Origin of the sequence: Nocardioides candidus (assembly GCF_041321175.1) — a bacterium.
Lineage (GTDB): Bacteria > Actinomycetota > Actinomycetes > Propionibacteriales > Nocardioidaceae > Nocardioides.
Window position 1 is genome coordinate 1,906,497 of record NZ_JBGGWC010000001.1, and the last position, 21,457, is coordinate 1,927,953.

Annotated in this window: 24 protein-coding genes; 16 read left to right on the top strand and 8 right to left on the bottom strand. The window is 72.2% G+C overall.

Annotated elements, in window-relative coordinates:
* The first annotated feature begins 46 nt into the window (after positions 1 to 46).
* The 4 genes from ACAX67_RS09445 to ACAX67_RS09460 all read left to right on the top strand — a co-directional run bounded on the left by ACAX67_RS09445 (position 47) and on the right by ACAX67_RS09460 (position 4,631).
* Positions 47 to 1,870: an AMP-dependent synthetase/ligase gene (locus ACAX67_RS09445; protein ID WP_370703550.1), complete on the top strand. Its 1,824-nt coding sequence runs from the start codon at positions 47 to 49 to the stop codon at positions 1,868 to 1,870.
* A gap of 69 nt (positions 1,871 to 1,939) precedes the next feature.
* Positions 1,940 to 2,881, top strand: coding sequence for a dioxygenase family protein (locus tag ACAX67_RS09450; protein WP_370703551.1), 942 nt, complete (start codon positions 1,940 to 1,942; stop codon positions 2,879 to 2,881).
* Between the two features lie 24 nt (positions 2,882 to 2,905).
* Complete coding sequence (gene hemW / locus ACAX67_RS09455) at positions 2,906 to 4,129, top strand: radical SAM family heme chaperone HemW (RefSeq protein ID WP_370703552.1); 1,224 nt, start codon at positions 2,906 to 2,908, stop codon at positions 4,127 to 4,129.
* A 22-nt stretch (positions 4,130 to 4,151) separates the two neighbouring features.
* Positions 4,152 to 4,631 carry an NINE protein gene (locus ACAX67_RS09460; RefSeq protein ID WP_370703553.1) on the top strand — a complete coding sequence of 160 codons (480 nt, stop codon included), beginning with the start codon at positions 4,152 to 4,154 and terminating at the stop codon, positions 4,629 to 4,631.
* 13 nt (positions 4,632 to 4,644) lie between these two features.
* Here ACAX67_RS09460 and ACAX67_RS09465 read toward each other — a convergent pair whose 3' ends face one another.
* On the bottom strand, positions 4,645 to 5,499 hold the full coding sequence (locus ACAX67_RS09465) for a DUF3097 domain-containing protein (protein ID WP_370703554.1): 855 nt from the start codon (positions 5,497 to 5,499) through the stop codon (positions 4,645 to 4,647).
* A gap of 53 nt (positions 5,500 to 5,552) precedes the next feature.
* On the opposite strand from ACAX67_RS09465, the gene ACAX67_RS09470 reads away from it, so the two are divergent.
* Positions 5,553 to 7,085 (top strand): adenylate/guanylate cyclase domain-containing protein, encoded by a 1,533-nt coding sequence (locus tag ACAX67_RS09470; RefSeq protein WP_370703555.1) that lies wholly within the window; start codon positions 5,553 to 5,555, stop codon positions 7,083 to 7,085.
* Here ACAX67_RS09470 and ACAX67_RS09475 read toward each other — a convergent pair.
* Both ACAX67_RS09475 and ACAX67_RS09480 read right to left on the bottom strand, forming a co-directional pair.
* Positions 7,082 to 7,216 (bottom strand): hypothetical protein, encoded by a 135-nt coding sequence (locus ACAX67_RS09475; RefSeq protein WP_370703556.1) that lies wholly within the window; start codon positions 7,214 to 7,216, stop codon positions 7,082 to 7,084. The genes ACAX67_RS09470 and ACAX67_RS09475 overlap by 4 nt on opposite strands.
* Positions 7,217 to 7,250: 34 nt before the next feature.
* Positions 7,251 to 8,096: an MBL fold metallo-hydrolase gene (locus ACAX67_RS09480; RefSeq protein ID WP_370703557.1), complete on the bottom strand. Its 846-nt coding sequence runs from the start codon at positions 8,094 to 8,096 to the stop codon at positions 7,251 to 7,253.
* 74 nt (positions 8,097 to 8,170) lie between these two features.
* On the opposite strand from ACAX67_RS09480, the gene hrcA reads away from it, so the two are divergent.
* Genes hrcA through ACAX67_RS09495 form a run of 3 tightly spaced genes read left to right on the top strand, consistent with a single transcriptional unit; the run spans position 8,171 to position 11,161 of the window.
* Positions 8,171 to 9,187 (top strand): heat-inducible transcriptional repressor HrcA, encoded by a 1,017-nt coding sequence (hrcA, locus tag ACAX67_RS09485; RefSeq protein WP_370703558.1) that lies wholly within the window; start codon positions 8,171 to 8,173, stop codon positions 9,185 to 9,187.
* A 47-nt stretch (positions 9,188 to 9,234) separates the two neighbouring features.
* Positions 9,235 to 10,404: a molecular chaperone DnaJ gene (gene dnaJ / locus ACAX67_RS09490; RefSeq protein ID WP_370703559.1), complete on the top strand. Its 1,170-nt coding sequence runs from the start codon at positions 9,235 to 9,237 to the stop codon at positions 10,402 to 10,404.
* A 16-nt stretch (positions 10,405 to 10,420) separates the two neighbouring features.
* Entirely contained in the window at positions 10,421 to 11,161 is a 741-nt protein-coding gene (locus ACAX67_RS09495; protein ID WP_370703560.1) for a 16S rRNA (uracil(1498)-N(3))-methyltransferase, read from the top strand.
* A 54-nt stretch (positions 11,162 to 11,215) separates the two neighbouring features.
* Here ACAX67_RS09495 and ACAX67_RS09500 read toward each other — a convergent pair whose 3' ends face one another.
* The gene (locus ACAX67_RS09500) at positions 11,216 to 12,265 is read right to left on the bottom strand and encodes a winged helix DNA-binding domain-containing protein (RefSeq protein ID WP_370703561.1); all 1,050 of its coding nucleotides are present in this window, start codon (positions 12,263 to 12,265) and stop codon (positions 11,216 to 11,218) included.
* A 56-nt stretch (positions 12,266 to 12,321) separates the two neighbouring features.
* Here ACAX67_RS09500 and ACAX67_RS09505 point away from each other — a divergent pair, with 56 nt between their 5' ends.
* Positions 12,322 to 13,152: a 1-acyl-sn-glycerol-3-phosphate acyltransferase gene (locus ACAX67_RS09505; RefSeq protein WP_370703562.1), complete on the top strand. Its 831-nt coding sequence runs from the start codon at positions 12,322 to 12,324 to the stop codon at positions 13,150 to 13,152.
* Positions 13,152 to 13,592, top strand: a complete 441-nt coding sequence (locus tag ACAX67_RS09510) for a hypothetical protein (protein ID WP_370703563.1) — start codon at positions 13,152 to 13,154, stop codon at positions 13,590 to 13,592. Before ACAX67_RS09505 ends, ACAX67_RS09510 begins: the two co-directional genes overlap by 1 nt.
* Positions 13,593 to 13,599: 7 nt before the next feature.
* Here ACAX67_RS09510 and ACAX67_RS09515 read toward each other — a convergent pair whose 3' ends face one another.
* Genes ACAX67_RS09515 through ACAX67_RS09525 form a run of 3 tightly spaced genes read right to left on the bottom strand, consistent with a single transcriptional unit; the run spans position 13,600 to position 16,180 of the window.
* A complete protein-coding gene (locus tag ACAX67_RS09515; protein ID WP_370703564.1) occupies positions 13,600 to 14,556 on the bottom strand; it encodes a Gmad2 immunoglobulin-like domain-containing protein in 957 nt (318 codons plus the stop codon).
* A gap of 26 nt (positions 14,557 to 14,582) precedes the next feature.
* Entirely contained in the window at positions 14,583 to 15,629 is a 1,047-nt protein-coding gene (locus ACAX67_RS09520; protein WP_370703565.1) for a GerMN domain-containing protein, read from the bottom strand.
* On the bottom strand, positions 15,626 to 16,180 hold the full coding sequence (locus ACAX67_RS09525; protein ID WP_370703566.1) for a SigE family RNA polymerase sigma factor: 555 nt from the start codon (positions 16,178 to 16,180) through the stop codon (positions 15,626 to 15,628). Before ACAX67_RS09525 ends, ACAX67_RS09520 begins: the two co-directional genes overlap by 4 nt.
* 124 nt (positions 16,181 to 16,304) lie before the next feature.
* Between ACAX67_RS09525 and ACAX67_RS09530 the strand changes: the two genes are divergently transcribed.
* Positions 16,305 to 16,670, top strand: a complete 366-nt coding sequence (locus ACAX67_RS09530; protein ID WP_370703567.1) for a histidine triad nucleotide-binding protein — start codon at positions 16,305 to 16,307, stop codon at positions 16,668 to 16,670.
* 12 nt (positions 16,671 to 16,682) lie between these two features.
* Here ACAX67_RS09530 and ACAX67_RS09535 read toward each other — a convergent pair whose 3' ends face one another.
* Positions 16,683 to 16,946 carry a hypothetical protein gene (locus tag ACAX67_RS09535; RefSeq protein ID WP_370703568.1) on the bottom strand — a complete coding sequence of 88 codons (264 nt, stop codon included), beginning with the start codon at positions 16,944 to 16,946 and terminating at the stop codon, positions 16,683 to 16,685.
* Between the two features lie 126 nt (positions 16,947 to 17,072).
* Here ACAX67_RS09535 and ACAX67_RS09540 point away from each other — a divergent pair, with 126 nt between their 5' ends.
* From ACAX67_RS09540 to ACAX67_RS09560, 5 genes are all read left to right on the top strand, one after another.
* Positions 17,073 to 18,107 (top strand): PhoH family protein, encoded by a 1,035-nt coding sequence (locus tag ACAX67_RS09540; RefSeq protein WP_370703569.1) that lies wholly within the window; start codon positions 17,073 to 17,075, stop codon positions 18,105 to 18,107.
* A gap of 7 nt (positions 18,108 to 18,114) precedes the next feature.
* A complete protein-coding gene (gene ybeY / locus ACAX67_RS09545; protein WP_370703570.1) occupies positions 18,115 to 18,573 on the top strand; it encodes an rRNA maturation RNase YbeY in 459 nt (152 codons plus the stop codon).
* A gap of 4 nt (positions 18,574 to 18,577) precedes the next feature.
* Positions 18,578 to 19,870 carry a hemolysin family protein gene (locus ACAX67_RS09550; RefSeq protein ID WP_370703571.1) on the top strand — a complete coding sequence of 431 codons (1,293 nt, stop codon included), beginning with the start codon at positions 18,578 to 18,580 and terminating at the stop codon, positions 19,868 to 19,870.
* Between the two features lie 23 nt (positions 19,871 to 19,893).
* Complete coding sequence (locus ACAX67_RS09555) at positions 19,894 to 20,250, top strand: cytidine deaminase-like protein (RefSeq protein WP_370703572.1); 357 nt, start codon at positions 19,894 to 19,896, stop codon at positions 20,248 to 20,250.
* A gap of 118 nt (positions 20,251 to 20,368) precedes the next feature.
* Complete coding sequence (locus ACAX67_RS09560) at positions 20,369 to 21,373, top strand: hypothetical protein (RefSeq protein ID WP_370703573.1); 1,005 nt, start codon at positions 20,369 to 20,371, stop codon at positions 21,371 to 21,373.
* Positions 21,374 to 21,457 lie beyond the last annotated feature (84 nt).

The following is a 21,457-nucleotide window of genomic DNA, read 5'->3' on the forward strand; positions in this document are numbered from 1 at the left end:
GGTTTACGGGGATCCTTCGGTTCTCGGCTCGCGCATGAGGAGTGGCATGCCCATCAACTTCGACACGAGTTTCCTCGAGCACATGCCGCAGAACGTGGCCACCCAGTTCCTCGACCGGGTGGCGGCATCGGGCAGGCGCGAGGCGTTCCGCTTCCCCCGTGGTGAGGCGTGGGAGTCGGTCACGTGGGACCAGGCCGGCGCCGCCGTACGACGACTGGCCGCCGGCCTCCTCTCGCTCGGCCTCGAGCCGGAGCAGCGGGTCGGCATCGCGTCGTCGACGCGGTACGAGTGGATCCTCGCCGACCTCGCGGTGATGTGCGCCGCGGGCGCGACGACCACGGTCTACCCGTCGACCGGCGCCGACGACACGGCCTACATCGTCGGGGACTCCGAGTGCCGGTTCGTCTTCGCCGAGGACGCCTCCCAGCTGGAGAAGCTGCAGGCCCACCGCGCCGAGCTGCCCGGCCTCGACAAGGTCATCTCGTTCGACGACTCCATCGCCGATGGCGACTGGGTGATCACCATGGACGCGCTCGGTGAGCTCGGCGATGCCTACCTGAAGGACCACCCCGACGCGATCGAGACGACCGCCAAGGACATCCGGCCCGACCAGCTCTCCACCCTGATCTACACCTCCGGCACGACCGGCAAGCCCAAGGGCGTGCGCACGCTGCACAAGGCCTGGGTCTTCGAGGGCGAGGCGATCAAGGCGCAGGGGATCCTCACCGAGGAGGACCTCCAGTTCCTGTGGCTGCCGATGGCCCACTCGTTCGGCAAGGTGCTCCTCTCCACGCAGCTGGCCTGCGGCTTCGCGACCGCGATCGACGGCCGGGTCGACAAGATCGTCGACAACCTGGGCGTCGTGAAGCCGACCTTCATGGGTGCGGCGCCGCGGATCTTCGAGAAGGCCCACGCGCGGATCGTCACCATGCAGGCCGCCGAGGGCGGCGCGAAGGAGAAGATCTTCAAGAAGGCCTTCGAGGTCGGCGTGAAGTACGACCGGCTGAAGATGGCCGGCAAGAGCGTCCCGCTCCCGCTGACGCTGCAGCACCGGCTCTTCGACAAGCTGGTCTTCAGCAAGGTGCGCGACCGGTTCGGCGGTCGGGTGAAGTTCTTCATCTCCGGCTCGGCCGCCCTCAACGCCGACATCGCCGCCTGGTTCCACGCGGCCGGCATCCTCATCCTCGAGGGCTACGGAATGACCGAGAACGCCGCGGGCGCGACGGTCAACCACCCCGACCAGTACAAGATCGGCACGGTCGGCATGCCCTTCCCGGGCACCGAGGTGCGCATCGCCGAGGACGGCGAGGTGCAGCTGCACGGCCCGCACGTCATGGCCGGCTACCACAACCGCGACGAGGCGACGGCCGAGGCGATGACCGCCGACGGCTGGCTGCGCACCGGTGACAAGGGCGAGCTCGACGCCGACGGCTACCTGCGCATCACCGGTCGCATCAAGGAGCTCTTCAAGACCTCCGGAGGCAAGTACATCGCCCCGCCCGCGATCGAGGCCAAGTTCAAGGCGATCTGCCCGTTCGTCAGCCAGTTCATGGTCTTCGGCGCCGAGCGCAACTTCGTCTGCGCCCTGGTCACCCTCGACCCCGATGCCATCGCGGGCTGGGCCAAGGACAACGGCATGGGCGGGGAGGACTACACCGCTCTCGTCCGCTCGGAGAAGGTCCGTTCGATGATCGGCGACTACGTCGACCAGCTCAACGGCCAGCTCAACCGTTGGGAGACCATCAAGAAGTGGGAGCTGCTCGACCACGACCTGACCATCGAGTCGGGCGAGCTCACCCCCTCGCTCAAGGTGAAGCGCGCGATCGTCGAGTCCAACAACAAGGACCTCATCGACTCGTTCTACTCCTGATCGCGAGCGCTGGGCCGGAGCACCGCCGGCTCACAGGATGCCCACAAGCTTGCTGGCTTCACTGGGCGCATGACGACCAGTGACGACCACGACCACGAGCCCGAGGCCCACGACCTCGGGCTGCAGCACGACCTGACGCAGCTGTCGGAGCAACGCGGGCGGGCCTGGGGCCGCCGCGGCCTGCTCGGACTGATGGGCGGCCTGAGTGTGGCGGGGGTGGCCGTGGCGGCGGGCTGCTCGGTCGGCGACAGCGGCGACAGCAGTACGTCGTCGGGCTCGTCGGGCTCGACCGGGGCCGCCGGCGGGGCGCCTGCCGGTGGTCCAGGCGGCGCTCCGCCGGCGGGCGGCAGCATCGGCGGCGACTCGAGCGTGGAGGTCGCCGACGGCGAGATCCCCGAGGAGACGGCCGGCCCCTACCCGGGCGACGGCAGCAACGGGCCCAACGTGCTGACCGAGTCGGGGATCGTGCGCAGTGACATCACCTCCAGCTTCGGCACCGCGTCCGGTGTCGCGGCCGGGGTCCCGACAACGGTGCGGCTACGTCTCTACGACCTCTCCGGCGACGACATCACCCCCCTCGCGGGCGGGGCGATCTACCTGTGGCACTGCGACCAGGAGGGCCGCTACTCGATGTACGACGACGAGATCGTCGACGAGAACTACCTCCGCGGGGTGCAGGAGGCCGACGACAAGGGTTGGCTGGAGTTCCGGACGATCTGGCCTGCTTGCTACGACGGCCGGTGGCCGCACATGCACTTCGAGGTCTACGAGACCCTCGCGAAGGCGACCAGTGCCGACAACAAGCTGCGGACCTCCCAGCTGGCGCTGCCGCAGGACGTCTGCGAGACGGTCTACGGCAGCGTCGACGGCTACGAGGCGAGCGTGGACAACCTCGCATCGGTGTCGCTCGACACCGACGGGGTGTTCTCCGACGGCTACTCGTTGCAGGTGCCGAAGGTGACCGGCTCGGTCGACGAGGGCTACACGATCACGCTCAACGTGCCGGTGTAGGCACCGCCCTGAGAGGATGGCCGGGTGCCGTCCGCGTTGCCCGAGGGGGATCCCGCTCCGAGCGACGGCACCCTCCCCCCGCAGGCGCTCGAGCGCCTCGGCACCCGGCCGTTCGGCTTCTACGTGCACGTCCCGTTCTGCCGGGTCCGCTGCGGCTACTGCGACTTCAACACCTACACCGCCGAGGAGCTCGGCGGCGGGGTGTCCCGGGCGTCGTACGTCGACCACGCGATCAGCGAGGTCCGGCTGGCCCGCGCCGTGCTCGGGGACCGCGACCTGCCGGTCGGGACGGTGTTCCTCGGCGGCGGCACGCCCACCCTCCTGCCCGCCGCCGACCTCGGCCGGCTGTTGCGGGCGATCGACGACGACTTCGGGCTGGCACCCGGCGCCGAGGTGACGACGGAGGCCAACCCCGACTCCGTCGACCGCCGCTACCTCGACGAGCTGCGGGCGGCCGGCTACGACCGGATCTCCTTCGGCATGCAGTCGGCGGTGCCGCACGTGCTCGCGACCCTCGACCGCACGCACGATCCCGAGCGCGTGCCCGGCGCCGTCGCGGACGCCCGCGCCGCCGGGTTCGAGCAGGTCAGCCTGGACCTCATCTACGGCACGCCGGGGGAGAGCGGCGCCGACTGGCGCACCTCCGTCGAGTCGGCGCTCGCCTGCGCGCCCGACCACGTGTCGGCGTACTCGCTCATCGTGGAGGACGGCACGGCCCTGGCCCGCCGGGTGAGGCGGGGCGAGCTCCCGATGCCCGACGAGGACGACCTGGCCGACAAGTACGTCGTCGCCGACGACCTCCTCGTCGACGCGGGTCTCCAGTGGTACGAGGTCTCCAACTGGGCCCGCGACGACGCCGCCCGCTGTCGGCACAACCTCGCCTACTGGCAGGGCGACGACTGGTGGGGCGTCGGTCCCGGCGCGCACTCCCACGTCGGCGGGGTGCGGTGGTGGAACGTCAAGCACCCCGCGGCGTACGGCGACCGGCTGGCCGCGGACCGGAGCCCCGCCCACGCCCGCGAGACCCTCGACCCGGAGACGCAGCGGGTGGAGCGGGTGCTGCTGGAGGTGCGGATCCGTGACGGTCTCGACGCCGGGGCGCTGGACGACGCCGGTCGCGCCGAGGTGCCCCACCTCGTCGGCCAGGGGCTGGTCGAGTCCCTCCCGTGGGAGCACGACCGGCGGGTGGTGCTCACCCGCCGGGGCCGGCTGCTCGCCGACCTCGTCGTACGCCACCTGCTGCCCTGACCGGCCCCGTATGCTCCCGTCCGTGGGACAGCAGCCGCCGGAGTACGAGCCCTACCAGGAGCCGGGCCAGCATCCCGGCCAGCAGTACGGCTACGGCCAGCAGCCCTACGGCCAGCAGCCGTACGGCCAGCCGGAGTACGGGCAGCCGGAGTACGGGCAGCCGGGCTACGGCCAGCAGCCCCAGTCCTACGGACAGCCGCCGCCGCCGTACCAGCAGCCGGCCCCGGCCTACCCGTTCAACCCCGCGGTGCCCTACGGCCTCGACCCGGCCACGGGCCTGCCGTACTCGGACAAGACGAAGATCGTCGCCGGTCTGCTCCAGCTCCTCATCCCGCTCGGGTTCGGGCGGATGTACATGGGGCACGTCGGCGTCGGGGTCGCCCAGCTGGTCGTCACGATCGTCACGTGCGGCCTCGGCTCGATCTGGCCGTTCATCGACGGCATCGTCATCCTCGCGGGCAGCCCTCGCGACGGCATGGGCCGCCCGATGAGGATGAGCTGACGGCCGCGGCGCCTCAGCCGGCGGTCGGGTCGGCGGTCACGAAGTCGATCAGCTCCTCGACCCGCCCCAGCAGCTCGGGCTCGAGGTCGGCGTAGGACGTCACCTTGGAGAGGATGTGCTTCCAGGCGCGCGCGATGTCGGCCTGGTCGCGGTGCGGCCAGCCGAGGTGCTGGCACACGCCCTTCTTCCACTCGATGTTGCGCGGGATGGTCGGCCAGGCGCGCAGCCCCAGTCGTTCGGGCTTCACCGCCTGCCAGACGTCGATGTAGGGGTGGCCGACGATCCGCACGTGCGGGCCGTTGGGCCCCCGCACGATGGCGTCGGCGATGCGGGACTCCTTGGAGCCGCGCACGAGGTGGTCGACGAGCACGCCGACCTTGCGCTGCGGGCCGGGCTTGAAGGAGACCAGGTGGTCGGCGAGGTCGTCGACACCGCCGAGGTACTCCACGACCACACCCTCGATGCGCAGGTCGTCGCCCCACACCTTCTCGACCAGCTCGGCGTCGTGGCGGCCCTCCACGAAGATCCTGCTCGCCCGGGCGACCCCTGCCTTGGCGTCGTGGACGGCGATCGACCCGCTCGCGGTCCGGGTCGGCTTCGCGGGGGCGGCCCGTCGCACGGGGGCGGTGAGGATCACCGGCCTGCCCTCGAGCAGGAAGCCCGGCCCGAGCGGGAAGGTACGGCGCTTGCCGCGCCGGTCCTCCAGCGTCAGCGTGTGCAGGTCGCGGTCGACCGCGACGATCTCGCCGCACCAGTCCGCGGTGACCTCCTCGACCACCGCGCCGAGCTCCGCGGGCGCCTCGACGGCGCGCCCGTTCTTGGGCTTCTTCCAGTCCCCGGAGAGCACATCGGTCCCGTAGCGATCCACGACCGACCACGGTATCGGTGGACGGACGCCGTCCGGCGCGGGACACTCTGGGCGTGCTCGATCGCATCACGGCGTGGCTGTACGAGCGCCTGGGATCCCGCTACTGGCTGGTGCTCGCGGTCGGCCAGGCCGTGGTGTCGATCTTCGTCGCCCTGCTGACGGTCGTGATCCTCGCCTCCTACTACGACGCGAGCGCCCGCCAGGTCGTGCGGCTGGCCACGTTCGGCTCGATCCTGACGGCGATCGCGATCTTCGGGGCGTCCTGGCGCACCCGGTCGGCGTTCTGCGCCGTCCGGACCTGGCACGACACCCCGGTGCCGACCGCGGCCGAGACGGTCAGCGCCTGGGAGACCGCCACGACGCTGACCTACCGCCAGTTCCGGCGCAACAGCTGGTGGATCAACCCGTTCGTCGTGCTGCCGACCAGTGCCTTCGGCGTCGTGCTCTTCGACCTGCGTTGGACCGACTTCTTCGCTCTCGTGCTGGCCTGCGTCGTGCCGGCCGTCTACGCGACGATCCTCAGCTACTCCGCGGGCGAGATGCTCTCCCGGCCGATGGTGCGCGACATCGCGACGGTGCTGCCCGACGACTTCCCGTTCGCCCGGATCGGTCTCCCGGTCCGCAAGCGGATCCTGCTCGGTCCGTCGGTCTACACGATCGCGACCGCGCTGCTGGTCGCGAGCCTGCTCGGCGACCGCAACGGGTCGCAGGACCTCGTGCTGTCCGTCGTGGCGTCGGTCGGCGTCGGCCTCGCGCTGTCCCAGGAACTCTCCGTCCTGCTGGCCGAGGCGATCACCACGCCCATCGAGCGGGTGCGTAGTGCGATGGCGCGGGTCGCCGGTGGCGACCTGACGGCGCGGGTGCCGGTGACGACGAGCGACGAGCTGGGGGAGCTCGCCCACGACTTCAACGTGATGGCGCGCGGCCTCGAGGAGCGGGAGCAGATGCGTGCGGCCTTCGGGACCTACGTGGACAAGGAGGTGGCGGCCCTCATCCTGTCCGGGCAGTTCCCCGACGAGGGCGTGGAGATCGACGTCTCGATCATGTTCTGCGACGTCAGGGGCTTCACGTCGTACGCCGAGGCCGCGCCGGCCCCCGAGGTCGTCGCCACGCTCAACCGCCTCTTCTCGGCGATGGTGCCGGTCATCGACGAGCACGGCGGGCACGTCGACAAGTTCATCGGCGACGGGCTGCTTGCGGTCTTCGGCGCGCCCGAGCCCTACCTCGACCATGCCGACCGGGCCGTCGAGGCGGCGCTCGCGATCGTCGAGGCGACCGCGCGGGCCGGCACCGGTCTCTCGGTCGCGGTCGGCGTCAACACCGGGCGCGTGGTGGCCGGGTCCATCGGCGGTGCGGGCCGGCTGAACTTCAGCGTGATCGGCGACGCGGTCAATGTGGCGGCGCGGGTCGAGGCGGCGACCCGCGAGACCGGCGACGACGTCCTCATCACCGGCGCCACCGCGAGCATGCTCCAGCGCGACGTGACGCTGGTGTCGCGCGGCACCATGCCGCTCAAGGGCAAGGCCGAACCGCTCGAGGTCTTCGCGGCGGTACGCGCCGCGGCCGCGGACCCGGCCTTCTCCTAGTGGAGCGGGTTCGGTCCCTCCTGCTCCACGCCGGGAGGCAGGTCGTGCTGTTTGGTGAGGTCGGGGTCGTCGTAGGGGTCGTCGACAGGCGCCTCGTCGGGCTCGGGCTCGGGCGCAGGCAGGTTGGTCATGCCGGAGCGATACCCGCGAACGGCCCGACGATCCTCAGATGAGGGGGAGCCGCTTCTGGGCGCGGGGGAGGTGCTCGTAGCCCCGGCGTACGGCGTCCGCCAGCCGCTCGCTCGGGAACGGCCACTCCGCGGCGGCGAGCGCCTCGGCGACCGGCACGCCCCGGCCGGCGAGGTCGCGGATCGTCTCGGCGACGACGCCGATGTCGGCGCGCTGGTCGAAGACGAACTCGCGGTCGACGACGGCGCCGTGCCCGGGCACCACCACGGTGGCCGGCGTCATCAGGTTGGTCACCAGGTCGAGGGTGAGCGGCCAGTCGAGCGGGAAGCTGTCGGCGCCGTAGGCGGGCGGGCCCGACTGCTCGACCAGGTCGCCCGCCAGGACGACGTCGGCCTCCGGCACCCGGACGACGAGGTCGCCGCCGGTGTGGCCGCGGCCGGGGTGGACCAGCTCGACCGCGCGGTCGCCGAGGTCGAGCACGGAGGCCGAGCTGAACGTGCGGTCGGCCGGCACGATCTCGGTCGCGCGGATGTCGGGCACCCGCGGGTCGTCGTACTGCTCCGACTTGGCCTTCCACGCCTCGCCGCTGGCGACCGTGCGCGCGGCGGCCTCCTCGGTCGCGTGGATCGGGAGGTCGCCGTACTCCTGGCGGAAGGTGCCGTTGCCGAAGGTGTGGTCGAAGTGCTCGTGGGTGTTGACCACGGCGACGACGTCGCCGGCGCCCAGTGCCCGGATGTCGTCGATGACGTCGCGCGCCAGGGGGCCCGACGCGTAGGTGTCGACGACGGCGAGGCCGCGGCTGCCGCCGACGAGGCCGATGTTGAGGTCGATGAACTCGTAGTGGGCGACCCACACCCGGTCGGCGATCTCGGTGAAGGGCATGGGAGGACGCTAGTGGAACCGCCGCGGGCGGGTACTCTTGGCACTCACGAGACCCGAGTGCCAGAGGAGGCGAGATGCAGGAGGACCGCAGGCTCGCCGTGCTGCGCGCGATCGTCGAGGACTACGTCGCCACCGAGGAGCCCGTCGGCTCCAAGGCGCTCGTGGAGCGGCACGGGCTCAACGTGTCGCCGGCGACGATCCGCAACGACATGGCGGCGCTGGAGGAGGAGGGCTACCTCCACCAGCCGCACACCAGCGCCGGCCGGGTGCCGACCGACAAGGGCTACCGGCTGTTCGTCGACCGGCTGACCACCCTCAAGCCGATGAGCCAGGCCGAGCGCCGGGCCATCACGACCTTCCTCGACGGTGCCGTCGACCTCGACGACGTCGTGCACCGCTCGGTCCGTGTGCTCGCCCAGCTGACCCGTCAGGTAGCGGTCGTGCAGTACCCCACGCTCTCGCGATCGACCGTGCGGCACATCGAGATCGTCGCGCTGACCCCCATGCGGCTGCTGGTCGTGCTGATCCTCAGCACCGGCCGGGTCGAGCAGCGGCTCGTGGAGCTCGACCGCGACCTTGCCGACGACGAGCTCGTCGCGCTCCGCTCGCGGATCAACCTGACCGCCACCGGCGAGCAGATCTCCGACGCCGTCGTCGCGCTGACCGCGCTCGTCGCCGGTGACCCTCCGGCCTCGCCGGTGACCACGTCGGTGGTCGAGACGCTGGTGGAGGCGATGAGCGACCACCGCTCGGACGAGCGCATCGCCGTCGGCGGTACGGCGAACCTGGCCCGCTTCGGCGACAGCTTCGACTCCGCCGTACGTCCGCTCCTCGAGGCGCTCGAGGAGCAGGTCGTGCTCCTCAAGCTGCTCGGCGAGGCGTCGGGCAGCGGCGCGCTCACCGTGCGGATCGGCGCCGAGGGACCCTTCGAGGAGCTCGCTTCGACCAGCGTCGTCGCCACCGGCTACGGACCGGGCGACGCGCTCGCGTCGCTCGGGATCGTTGGACCGACCCGCATGGACTACCCCAGCACGATGGCGGCGGTGCGCGCCGTCGCCAAGTACGTCTCCCGCATCCTCGACGAGGGCTGACCGGCCCCGTCCTCCCGTAACACCGTCATCCAGCAGCAAGGAACCACGTGAGTCAGGACCTGTACGACCTCCTCGGTGTCGCCCGCGACGCGGACGCCGACGCCATCAAGAAGGCCTACCGGCGCCTCGCCCGCCAGCTCCACCCCGACGTCAACCCCGACCCGGAGGCGCAGGAGCAGTTCAAGCAGGTGTCGGCGGCCTACGAGGTGCTCTCCGACCCGCAGAAGCGCGCGGCCTACGACCGCGGCGGCGACCCCTTCGCCGGCGGCTTCGGCGGTCAGGGCGCCGGCTTCTCCTTCACCGACATCATGGACGCCTTCTTCGGCGGCTCCGCCGGCGGCGCCACGCGCGGACCGCGGCCCCGCACCCGGCGCGGCCAGGACGCGCTCATCCGGCTCGAGGTCGACCTCGCCGAGGCCGCGTTCGGCGTCTCGCGCGAGCTCAAGGTCGACACCGCCATGCGCTGCACGACCTGCGGCGGCGACGGCGCGGCACCCGGCAGCGAGCCGGTGGCCTGCGAGACCTGCCACGGCCAGGGCGAGGTCGCCCACGTGCAGCGGTCGTTCCTCGGCGAGATCCGCACCCTGCGACCCTGCCCGGCCTGCCGCGGGTTCGGCACGATCATCCCCGACCCGTGCCGCGAGTGCGCGGGCGACGGACGGGTCCGCTCGCGGCGCACGCTGACCGTCAAGATCCCCGCGGGCGTCGACACCGGCACCCGGGTGCAGCTCAGCGAGCAGGGCGAGGTCGGCCCCGGCGGCGGTCCGCCGGGAGACCTCTACGTCGAGATCCACGTCGCCCCGCACCCGACCTTCACCCGCCACGGCAACGACCTGCACTGCGTCGTCGCCGTGCCGATGACCGCTGCCGCGCTCGGCACCTCGCTGACGCTGCCGACGCTCGAGGCCGACTTGGCCGGCGCCGACGGCGCGGCCGGGTCGGGGCTCGAGACCTCCTTCGCGCTCGACATCCCGCCCGGCACGCAGTCCGGCACCGAGACGGTGGTGCGCGGGCACGGCGTGCCCGGACTGCGCGGCGGGCGCGGCGACCTGATCGTCACGGTGTCGGTCGAGACGCCGACCAGGCTCGACGAGCGGCAGGAGCAGCTGCTGCGCGAGCTCGCCCAGGCGCGCGACGAGGAGCAGCCCACCGGCCACGTGAAGCCCGCGCAGAAGTCGGTCTTCGGCCGCCTCCGCGACGCCTTCAACCAGCACTGACCTCCCGGGCGGTCCGGTGACGCTCCCTCAGCACCTCGTGCCCTCGCTCGCCGGCGTCACGGCCGGCGAGGTGGTGACGGTCGAGGGCGACGAGGCCCACCACGCCGTGGTCGTACGCCGGCTGCGGGTCGGCGAGGCCGTCACCCTCGCCGACGGGGCCGGTGTGGTCGCGACCGGCGAGGTGAGCGCGGCGAGCAAGCGGTCCTTCGACGTCGTGGTGACCGAGCTCGCGTCGGTCGAGGAGCCCGCGCCGCGGGTGACCGTCGTCCAGGCGCTGCCGAAGGGCGAGCGTGGCGAGCTCGCGGTCGAGGTGCTGACCGAGATCGGCGTCGCCACGATCGTCCCCTGGGCCGCCGCCCGCAGCGTGGCCGTCTGGAAGGGCGAGCGCGCCGCGAAGTCGCACGCCAAGTGGCAGAGCACCGCCCGCGAGGCCGCCAAGCAGGCCCGACGCGCGTGGCACCCCGAGGTCGCGCCCCTGGCGGCCACCCCCGACGTCATCGGGCTCGTCGGTGCGGCCGACCTGGCCGTCGTGCTCCACGAGGGCGCGCGCGAGCCCGTCGGCGCCCTCGCCGTGCCCGACGCCGGCGAGATCCTCGTCGTCGTCGGTCCCGAGGGCGGCCTCACCGACGAGGAGGTCGCCGGGTTCGTCCGGGCAGGTGCGGTCGCCGTACGCCTGGGTGACGAGGTGCTCCGCACCTCCACAGCCGGCGTCGCTGCCGTCGCCGCGCTGCTGACGCGGACCTCGCGCTGGGGGTGATCCGTTTCCCTTGGGAAACGAGCAACCGCGCGAGGGCCGGCCCCCGCGACGTCGTCACCGAGCCAGCAGCCCCTCCACCCGCGCGACCTCCTCGGCGAGCCCGTCGCGCTCGACGGGGGTGAGGTCGCGGTGCAGGTGCTCGACGACGACCCGTCCGTCGACGACCCGCCAGATGCCGGTGAGCCAGCCGTCGACGAAGACCGTGTTGCCGACGCCGCCGTTGGTGCCCATCCACATCCTGCGGGTGTCGGGCGTGGTGACCCGGTCGCGCCCGGCGTGGGAGAGCCACAGGTTGTCGTAGGTGCCGAGGAGCCGGACCGGGGCGGGTGCGTCCTCGTCGGCGAGCGGCGCGCCCTCGACGTCGTAGAGCACCTTGCCGTCCTCGCCCTCGTGCCGCACGAGGTCGTCCATGCCCTTGAGCACCGGCCCCATCCCCGTGACCGCGGACCAGGCGGTGACGTCGGCGGCGGTCGCGGGACCGAAGGCGCGCAGGTAGCGGCGCACCAGCGCGGGCACGTCGGGCTCGGCCATCGGGACGCCGGTCCAGCGGTCGACGTAGTCGTAGACCACGCCGCCGGAGGCCTTCCAGCAACCGCGGGGCGGCAGCTGCGCGAGCGGCGCGGCGCTGCGCGCGAGCTGGCCGAGCTGGGTGGCGCCGTAGGGGAACCGCTCGGCGAGGCGGGCTCCGATGTCCTTCTGGGGGAGCGGACCGTCGGCGAGCACCTCCCGCAGTGCCGCCTCGACGTCGGCCCGCGGGAGCTCGCGCGCGTCGCCGATCGACTGGCTGACCCGGATCTCCTGCTCGATCCGGGGCGCCACCCAGGGGCGGAGCACGGCGGCGTCCTCCGGCGTCAGCAGGTGGATCGTGCCGCGCATCGTCAGCAGCCGCACGAGCGCTCGCTCGGTGAGCAGGCGGCTGACGTCGTGCGGGTCGAGGTCGGTGAGCCGCGCCGCGAGGGAGAGGTACGGCGGCAGGTTCTCCTGCGCCTGCAGCCCGACCAGGTGCCGGGTCATCTCCTCCGGGGTGGCGGCGACCCGCTCGAGCAGGTGCTGGCGGAGCAGCAGGGTGCGGTTCAGGCGCTGGCGGCTCAGACGCTGGGGCACCCGCGAGACACTAGTCTTCGGCTCGGACACACAGACGCGAGCGGAGGAGGTGCCGGATGGCGCTGCTGCGGCTGCCGTCGATCCGGCAGCGGGTCCCCGACGGCATCGAGGGCCGCGACCCGGAGTACATCCGGCGCATCCTGCCCCGGCTCTGGCTCGCCTTCGAGCTCTACTTCCGCGCGGAGGTCGACGGCTTCGAGCACGTGCCGGACGAGCCGGTGCTCTTTGTCGGCAACCACAGCGGCGGCGCGAGCGTGCCCGACACCTGGCTCTTCCTCCTCGCCTACAACACCTACTTCACCGTCGAGGGCCGCCCGCTGATCGGCCTCGCACACCGGATCATCACCGACACCCCGCTGATCGGCGACCTCGCGCGCAAGTTCGGGATGGTCAAGGCCGGACCCCACCGGGCGCGCGAGGTGCTCGACCAGGGCGCCAACGTGCTCGTCTACCCGGGCGGCGACGTCGAGGCGCTGCGCCCGACGCGCGACCGCAACCGGATCGTGTTCGACGGCCGCAAGGGCTTCCTCAAGCTGGCCCACGACGCCGGCGTGAAGATCGTCCCGGTCGTGGCGACCGGCGGCCAGGAGACCGTCTACATCTTCAACGACGGCCGGCGGACCGCGCAGGTGCTCGGCTTCGACAAGTACCTCCGCATCAAGTCGGTCCCGCTCACGCTGAGCTTCCCGTGGGGCTTCCTCCCGGGCGGGCTGCCGCACGTGCCGCTCCCGGCGAAGATCCGGATGCAGGTGCTCCCGCCGATCGACCTACGCGAGCGCTTCGGCCCCGACCCCGACTGGGACGAGGCCTACGACTACGTCACCTCGACGATGCAGGTGGCGCTGTCCTCCCTCGCCGCGCGCACGATCCTGCCGGTGCTGGGCTGATGGCGACCACGGCGACGGAGAGGATCGTCGTACGGCGTCCTCTCGACGTCGTCGCGAAGGTGGCCACCGATCCCGGGGTCATGCTCCCACTGGTGGCGGGTCTCGGCCGGTTCGAGTTCATCGAGCGGGTCGCGGACCGCATCGAGCTGTGGGACATGTTCCTCGACATCGGCGCGATCCACGTGGGCGGCCGGGTCGAGGTGGTCAGCGATGCGACGTCGATGCGCTGGCACTCGGTGCGCGGCACGCGTCACTCCATGCTGGTCGAGGTCGTCGAGCACCCCGACGGTGCGGAGGTGTCGATGGCCATGACCGTGCAGCTCGGCGGACTCGTGATGGGTCGCCTCGCCGAGCGGATGGCCCGCGGCATCGCGGGCCGGCACCTGGTGGCGGGGCTGGAGCAGCTGCGCCACCACCTGGAGTTCGGCCGGGTGGAGTAGCGGCCGGCTACTCGACGACGATCGTGCGCGAGTCCTCGGTGGGGCCGGCGCCCTCGCCGTCCGACGGGTCGTCGGTGAGCGCGACGAACGTGTAGGTGCCGGGGTCGAGCTTGCTGACGTCGACGTCGCTCTGCCACGGGTAGAGCTTGTCGGCCCAGCCGTCGGCCGTGGCGAACCCCTGCTGCACGACCGCCCCCGCGTCGTCGCGAATCTCCCACGGCACGGTCGCCTCGAAGGAGCTGGCTGCGCCGCTCGCCTGGAACGACCCGTTGACCGTCTCGCCCTCGGCGGGCGAGGAGACGTTCACCAGCGCACGGACGTCGAGGGAGGCCGCCGGGCTGGCGGTGCCGGCGACGCCGAGGAAGGTGGTCCTCTCCCCGTCGAGGTAGAAGTCGACGCCGCCCTTGGCGCCGTCGATGTCGCCGGCCGCGGCCTGGGACAGGAGGGTGTAGACGATCTGCTGGACGGCGAGCTGCGCCTCGCTCTTCGACATCCCGGCCGGCCGCTCGGCCCACTGCGCGTCGGTCAGGTTCAGCGTGTAGAAGCCGTCCGCGCCCGTGCCGTCGAAGCTGACGTCGGTGCCGAGGCTGCCCGCCGGCACCAGCGTGCGGTAGTCGGGATCGGTGACGTCGCCCGCCATCAGCAGCGCCACGGACTCACCCGGGGGGTTGTCGGCCTCCACCTCGCGCTGCTCGGAGTAGAGCCGGGTCCCCTGCGGGGTGTCCCCGACGAAGTAGACCGGCACGGAGGTGGTCTCGGGGGAGCCGGCGTCCGTCGTCGTCTCGGTCGCCGCCGGTTCGGTGCTCGAGGGCGTCGAGGCCGTCGAGTCGGGGGACGTCGGCTGCGACGCGGCCGAGGTGGCGGGGTCGTCGGCCTTGGTGGGCTCGTCGTCGCCGCCGCACCCGGTGAGCACGATCATCGAGAGCACCGCGGTGAGGGCGAGGGGGAAGGTGTGGCGCTTCATGGTTCGATCCTCCGGGTCGGGGGCGGTCAGCGGACGGTGATGGTGCGCGTGTCGCTGAATTGGGCCGGCGCGTCGGACGTCTGCCCGGTGCCGGTGACGGTTGCGGTGAAGACGTAGGTCCCGGGTGCGAGTCCGCTGATGTCGATCGGCTCCGTCTCCCAGCCCGGCGCGCCGAGCGTGGCGCGGGCGTCGGCGCCGGTGATGTCGAGGGGCTGCGCCTGGCCGTGTACGACGACGTCCCCGTCGTGCGCCAAGGTCCACCGCACGGGGCCCGCCACGTCGGCCGAGATGGTGCCGTTGGCCTGCAGGGTGTCGCCGTCGACCGCCAGCCGCTCGCCAGGGTCGGTGATGTTGACCGGCGCGGTGAGGTCGAAGCTGCGGTCGCGGTCGACGAGGTCGCCGACCTTCACCCCGAGGACCGTCGGGGCCGGTCGGCCGTCGCGCACGAACGCCACCGGCAGGGTCTGGCTCAGTGCGGCCTCGGCCGTGTAGACGGCCTGCTGGACGCCGTACCGTCCCTCGGCGGGGCCGCCCGGGCCGGCGACGAGGGCGTCGTCGGTGCCGAGGTCGACGACGACGCGGTCGTCGGCGACCTGGACCGAGCTGAACGAGCGTGCCGGCCACAGGGTGCGGTAGTCGGGATCGCGCGGGCCGGAGTCGGTGGTCAGCCGCTGCAGGGCGATGAGCACCTTCTGGGCAGGATCGCTGGTCGAGCCGACGGCCTGGAACTCGCGGTAGAGGCGCGGTCCGGTCGGCGTCTCGGCGACGTAGTAGATGCCCGCGGCTGCCGTCGCGGGCGGCTCCGTGCTGTCGGTGCTGGGCGAGCTGCTCGCCACGGGGGTGTCGTGGTCGGGCGCGTCGTCGTCGACGGTGCTCACGACCACGGCGGCGGTGACGACGGTCGCGGCGACCGCGCCCGCGCCCGCGAGCAACGGCACCCACCGCCTGGAGGGAGCGCGACGGCCGCTGGTGCGGCGGCGGACCTCCCCCAGCCTGTCGGCGGGCTCCACGTCGGCGACGGCGTCGTGGAAGAGCCCGCGCAGCTCGTCGTCGCCGGGGGTCATGTCGTTCACAGATCTGTCCTCAGGTCCGGGCCGAGAGCCTCCAGGATGGGGCGCAGACCGGCCGCCCCTCGCGAGGCGTGGCTCTTGACCGCGCCCCGGCTGATGCCGAGCGTCTCGGCGATCTCGGCCTCGGAGAGGTCGAGGTAGTAGCGCAGCGCCAGCACCTCGCGCTGGCGGCGGGGGAGCTGCTGCAGGGCATCGAGCACCATCTGGCGCCGGCTGTCCCCGAGCACGGCGCGGTCGGCGCCGGCCTCGTGCTCCGGAGCCTGCTGACGCGCCAGGTAGCGGGTGACCACTCCGCGGTGCCGCAGCGCGGACCGCGACCGGTTGACCACGGCCTGCCGCAGGTAGGCCAGCGCCTTGTCCTGGTCGGTCAGGCGGTCCCACCGCTGGTGCACCGCGACCAGCGCGTCCTGCACGATCTCCTCGGCGCTGCCCTGGTCGTGCACCAGCAGCACGGAGAGCCGCACCAGGCGGTCCCAGTGGCCGAGGTAGAGCGCCTCGACGCCGGCGTCGGCGTCGACCGTCCCGGTCGCGCCTTCCGGACGCTCGTCGGTCACAGCGAGTCCCCACGAGGGGGACGGCGCGATCCCGACAGTCGCTGCATAGGTGGTCACGGTAGTTGCACGCCTGCCGCACGCGACCGGTTGACCCCGGCGCGCCCCGATTTGGGAGAGTGGGGACGTGACCTCTCCCACAGACCCGGACTGCCTGTTCTGCAAGATCGTGGCCGGCGACATCCCCGCGACGGTCGTGCACGAGTCCGCGACCACCCTCGCCTTCCGTGACCTGAGCCCCCAGGCGCCGACCCACGTGCTGGTGATCCCGCGCAGCCACTACCCCAACGCGGCGGCGCTCGCCGAAGGGGAGCCCGCGACCGCAGCGCACCTCTTCGACGCCGCCCGGGAGATCGCGGTCCAGGAGGGCATCGACGGTCCCGACGCGGGCTACCGCCTGGTGTTCAACACCGGCCCCGCCGCCCACCAGACCGTCTTCCACGCCCACCTGCACGTGCTCGGCGGGCGCACGATGGGCTGGCCCCCGGGCTGAGCCCCAGCCGGGTCAGAACGCCTGGAACGCCCGCATCGCCGCGAAGAGCACGGGCAGGCCGAAGACGACGAGCAGCAACCAGGCGGCGACCCGGTGGTAGAGCTTGGCGCCGTCGAGCGAGCCCGCGAAGTCGAGCAGGGCACCGTCCGGCACGTGGTGGGTCAGGCCCATCCGCCGAGCCTCCGCGGGCAGGTGCTGGCCCGGGAACCACACCGGGTCGGCGAGCTCGTCGGCGAGCTCGAGCGGCTCGTCGTCGTACTCGTCCCCCGATGTCATGTGCTCACGGTACGCGCGCTCGCGCCCCTGCCAGGCGGATTAAACGAGGTCGGCCCGCGCGTTGTCCCGGCGTAGCATGTTGACGCCCCGCCACCGCACCAGAGAGGCCGCCCGCTCAGGGCTTGGATGACCACCACACCGACGCACAACACCCGGCACACCGTCGTGGTGCCCAACAGCATCGACATGGTCAGCCTGCTCGGCCCCGGCGACGAGCACCTCGCCATGATCGAGCGCGACTTCCGTGCCGAGATCCACGTCCGCGGCAACCGCATCACCCTGCACGGCGAGCCCGGCGAGGTCGCACTGGCCGAGCGCCTGCTCGACGAGCTGGTGGCGATCATCCGCACCGGTCAGGGCGTCACGCCCGAGACCGTCGAGCGGGTGACCCGGATGCTGCGCACCGAGTCCGACAACCCGGGTGAGCGCCCGGCCGACGTGCTGTCGATGAACATCCTCAGCAACCGGGGCCGCTCCATCCGGCCGAAGACGCTCAACCAGAAGCGCTACGTCGACGCGATCGACAAGCACACGATCACCTTCGGCATCGGCCCGGCAGGCACCGGCAAGACCTACCTGGCCATGGCCAAGGCGGTCCAGGCGCTGCAGTCCAAGCAGGTCAACCGGATCATCCTCAGCCGGCCCGCGGTGGAGGCGGGGGAGAAGCTCGGCTTCCTGCCCGGCACGCTGAGCGAGAAGATCGACCCCTACCTGCGCCCTCTCTACGACGCGCTGCACGACATGATCGATCCCGAGTCGATCCCCAAGCTGCTGGCCGCCGGCACCATCGAGGTGGCGCCGCTGGCCTACCTGCGCGGCCGCTCGCTCAACGACTCCTTCATCGTGCTCGACGAGGCGCAGAACACCACGCCCGAGCAGATGAAGATGTTCCTCACCCGCCTGGGGTTCGGCTCCAAGATCGTGGTCACCGGCGACGTCACCCAGGTCGACCTGCCGTCGGGCACCCAGTCGGGCCTGCGGATCGTGGAGGGCATCCTCGACGGTGTCGACGACCTGACCTTCCAGCGGCTGACGGCCCACGACGTCGTGCGCCACAAGCTCGTCGGCCGGATCGTCGCGGCCTACGACGAGTACGACGCCGCGCGCGAGGAGGGCCGTCAGGGCGCCCCGGTCGCGCGGCCCCAGCGCCGCGATGGATGATCTTCCCGTGACTATCGAGGTGCTGGACGAGTCCGGCAGCGGCATCGACGTGAAGCACCTGGCCCGGCTGAGCCGTTTCGTCATGGACCAGATGCGGGTGCACCCCGACGCCGAGCTGTGCATCAAGGCCGTCGACGAGGACACCATCGCCCAGCTCAACGCGCAGTGGATGGAGAAGGAGGGCCCGACCGACGTGCTCGCCTTCCCGATGGACGAGCTGCGGCCCGGTCTGGTCACCGAGGAGCCCGAGGAGGGCGTGCTCGGCGACCTGGTGCTCTGCCCGAGCGTCGCCGAGCGGCAGGGGGAGACGGCCGGCCACGGCACTCTCGCCGAGCTCGAGCTGCTCACCACCCACGGCATCCTCCACCTCCTCGGCTACGACCACGCGGAGCCGGAAGAGCACCGGGAGATGTTCGGCCTGCAGGACCGGCTGCTCGCCGAGTGGCGCGCCGGCGCATCGGCCTGACCTGATGTCCACCGGCGACCTGTGGTTGCTCGTCACGGCTGCGGTCCTGGTCGTGCTGGCCGGGCTGTTCGCGGCCGCCGACGCAGCGCTCGGTGGCTTCTCCCGTGCCCGCGCGGGTGAGCTGGAGGCCGAGCAGCGGGCGGGCGCGCGGCGGCTGGTCGTCGTGCTCGACGACGCCCCGCCGATCCTCAACACCGCCCTCTTCCTGCGGATGCTCTGCGAGATCGCGGCCACCGTCATCGTCACCGTGCTGATCACCGAGGTCGTCGACGAGTCGTTCTGGGGCCGCGTCGGCACCGCCACGGGCGCGATGCTCGTGGTGTCGTTCGTCGTGGTCGGCGTGGCGCCGCGCACCCTCGGCAAGCAGCACGCCGACGCCGTCGCCCTCTGGTCGGCCTGGCCGCTGTGGGGGCTGACCCGGATCCTCGGGCCCTTCCCGAAGCTGCTGATCCTCATCGGCAACGCCATCACCCCCGGCCGCGGCTTCCGCGAAGGCCCGTTCTCCACCGAGACCGAGCTGCGCGAGCTCGTCGACATCGCCGAGGCGTCGGCGGTCATCGAGTCCGACGAGCGCAAGATGATCCACTCGGTGTTCGAGCTGGGCGACACCACCGTGCGCGAGGTGATGGTCCCGCGGGGCGACGTCGTCTACATCGAGGCCTACAAGAACCTGCGCCAGACCATGTCGCTCTTCCTGCGGTCCGGCTTCTCGCGGGTGCCGGTCATCGGGGAGAACCTCGACGACGTGCGCGGCTTCGCCTACCTCAAGGACGTCGTCCGCCGCGACTTCGAGGCGCCCGACGTCGAGCTGACCCAGCGGGTCGAGGAGATCATGCGGCCCGCGGTCTGGGTCCCCGACTCCAAGCCCGTCGACGAGCTGATGCGCGAGATGCAGGCGCGACGCCACCACGTGGCCGTCGTCGTCGACGAGTACGGCGGCACTGCCGGCCTGATCACGATCGAGGACCTGCTGGAGGAGATCGTCGGCGAGATCACCGACGAGTACGACGCCGAGGAGATCGAGGTCGAGCAGCTCGCCGACGGTGCGGTCCGGGTGTCCTCGCGCTACCCGATCGACGACCTCGACGAGATCTTCGGCTTCGACGTCGAGGAGGAGGACGTCGACTCCATCGGCGGCCTGATGGCCAAGCACCTCGGCAAGGTGCCGATCCCGGGCTCGGTGGTGGAGTGCCACGGCCTGCGGTTCGAGGCCGAGGAGGCCGCGGGCCGTCGCAACAAGATCGGCACCGTCCTGATCCGGCGACAGTCCACGGAGGAGTCGGCCGAGGTCGGCTGAGACCGCGCTGGGATAATCGGGGCATGGCCGATCTCTCGACCGAGGACAAGAAGCTCGTCACGCTGGCGCGCGCCACGCGCGCCCGGATCGGCGCCGCCGAGGGCGCGGCCGTGCGCGACACCGACGGCCGCACCTACGCCGCGGCGACCGTGGACCTGCCCTCCCTCCAGCTGTCCGCCGTCCAGGCGTGCGTCGCGATGGCGGTGGCGTCGGGCTCGACCGGCGTCGACGCGTGCGTCCTCCTCGGCGACCCGACGGGCTCGCCCGACCCCGTGACGGCGCCCGACCGGGCGGTCCTCGCGGACTTCGGCGGGGCTGCCGGCGTACTCCTGCACGTGGGGGACGCGCGCGGCACGATCGCGGAGTCGCTCTCGATCTGACCGGGAGTGGAGCGGATCGCAGGAACCCGGTTGAAGCGATCCGCTCCGATCACGCTCCTGTCCACAGGCAGCTGACGCCCGGGTGTGAGCCGACAGGCGCCCGGGCAGGTCGCGCCGCATGGACGAGATCGGGCGGATCCTCGAGCAGCAGGACGGTGTGATCGCGCGCCGGCAGGCGCTGGCGGCCGGCATGACCGAGGTCGCGGTCACCCGTCGGGTGCGCCGCCGCGAGTGGGTCGCGGTGCATCCCGGGGTGTACGTCGGCCACACCGGTCCCCTCACGTGGCGGCAGCGAGCGTGGGCGGCCGTGCTCGCCTGCTGGCCGGCGGCTCTCGACGGCCCGTCGGCGATCAGGGCCCACGAGGGACCGGGCAGGCGGGGTGGGCTCGACCGGCCGGAGCAGCCGATCGAGGTGATGGTCGCGCACGGTCGTCACCGGGTCGCGCCCGTAGGCGTGCGGATCCGGCAGAGTCGTCGGTTCGCCGACCAGGTGCAGTGGAACCTCGGTCCTCCGCGGATGCGCTACGACGACACGATCATCGACCTTGCCGACCGCGCATCCCGTGAGCTGGACGCGATCGCGATCCTGGCGGACGCCTGCGGCGGACGCCGTACGACGGCCGAGCGGCTCCGCGCGCGCATGGCAGAAGTGCCGCGGCTGCACCGCAGGGCGTGGCTGAGCGCGATCCTCGAGGACGTCGCGACGGGCACGTGCTCCGTCCTGGAGCACCGCTTCCTCACCGACGTCGAGCGGCCGCACGGGCTCCCGCGGGCGGCTCGCCAGCTCGAGGCCTCGTCCGCTGGACGCAGGATGTTCCGCGACGTCGTCTACCGCGGGCCGGGGTGGACCCAGGTCGTCGAGCTCGATGGCCGGCTGGGCCACGACGACGCGCGATCCCGCGACCGCGACCTCGAACGCGACCTCGATGCGGCCCGCGACCGGGAGCACAGTGCGCGACTGGGCTTCGGGCAGGTCTTCGACCGCCCGTGCCGGACCGCGCTCAAGGTGATGCGCCTGCTCCGGCTCCGCGGCGGGGAGTCCGCGTTCGTCTGCTGTCCGTCCTGCCCACCGGACGTGCGGTCCGAGGCCGCCGGCGCGGCGGGAGTGGAGTGGATTCCTTGAGCTCTGCTGAAGCGATCCGCTCCACTTCGCCCGGAACGCCCTGTCATGACATTTGTCAGCGGGGTCTCGTGACGCACGTGTGAG

Excerpts from the sequence above, each read along its gene's own strand:
- ACAX67_RS09445 (WP_370703550.1), top strand. The coding sequence starts at position 47 with ATGCCCATCAACTTCGACACGAGTTTCCTCGAGCACATGCCGCAGAAC.
- ACAX67_RS09450 (WP_370703551.1), top strand. The coding sequence starts at position 1,940 with ATGACGACCAGTGACGACCACGACCACGAGCCCGAGGCCCACGACCTC.
- ACAX67_RS09475 (WP_370703556.1), bottom strand. The coding sequence starts at position 7,216 with ATGACCAACCTGCCTGCGCCCGAGCCCGAGCCCGACGAGGCGCCTGTC.
- ACAX67_RS09480 (WP_370703557.1), bottom strand. The coding sequence starts at position 8,096 with ATGCCCTTCACCGAGATCGCCGACCGGGTGTGGGTCGCCCACTACGAG.
- hrcA (WP_370703558.1), top strand. The coding sequence starts at position 8,171 with ATGCAGGAGGACCGCAGGCTCGCCGTGCTGCGCGCGATCGTCGAGGAC.
- ACAX67_RS09505 (WP_370703562.1), top strand. The coding sequence starts at position 12,322 with ATGGCGCTGCTGCGGCTGCCGTCGATCCGGCAGCGGGTCCCCGACGGC.
- ACAX67_RS09510 (WP_370703563.1), top strand. The coding sequence starts at position 13,152 with ATGGCGACCACGGCGACGGAGAGGATCGTCGTACGGCGTCCTCTCGAC.
- ACAX67_RS09515 (WP_370703564.1), bottom strand. The coding sequence starts at position 14,556 with ATGAAGCGCCACACCTTCCCCCTCGCCCTCACCGCGGTGCTCTCGATG.
- ACAX67_RS09535 (WP_370703568.1), bottom strand. The coding sequence starts at position 16,946 with ATGACATCGGGGGACGAGTACGACGACGAGCCGCTCGAGCTCGCCGAC.
- ACAX67_RS09540 (WP_370703569.1), top strand. The coding sequence starts at position 17,073 with ATGACCACCACACCGACGCACAACACCCGGCACACCGTCGTGGTGCCC.
- ACAX67_RS09550 (WP_370703571.1), top strand. The coding sequence starts at position 18,578 with ATGTCCACCGGCGACCTGTGGTTGCTCGTCACGGCTGCGGTCCTGGTC.
- ACAX67_RS09555 (WP_370703572.1), top strand. The coding sequence starts at position 19,894 with ATGGCCGATCTCTCGACCGAGGACAAGAAGCTCGTCACGCTGGCGCGC.
- ACAX67_RS09560 (WP_370703573.1), top strand. The coding sequence starts at position 20,369 with ATGGACGAGATCGGGCGGATCCTCGAGCAGCAGGACGGTGTGATCGCG.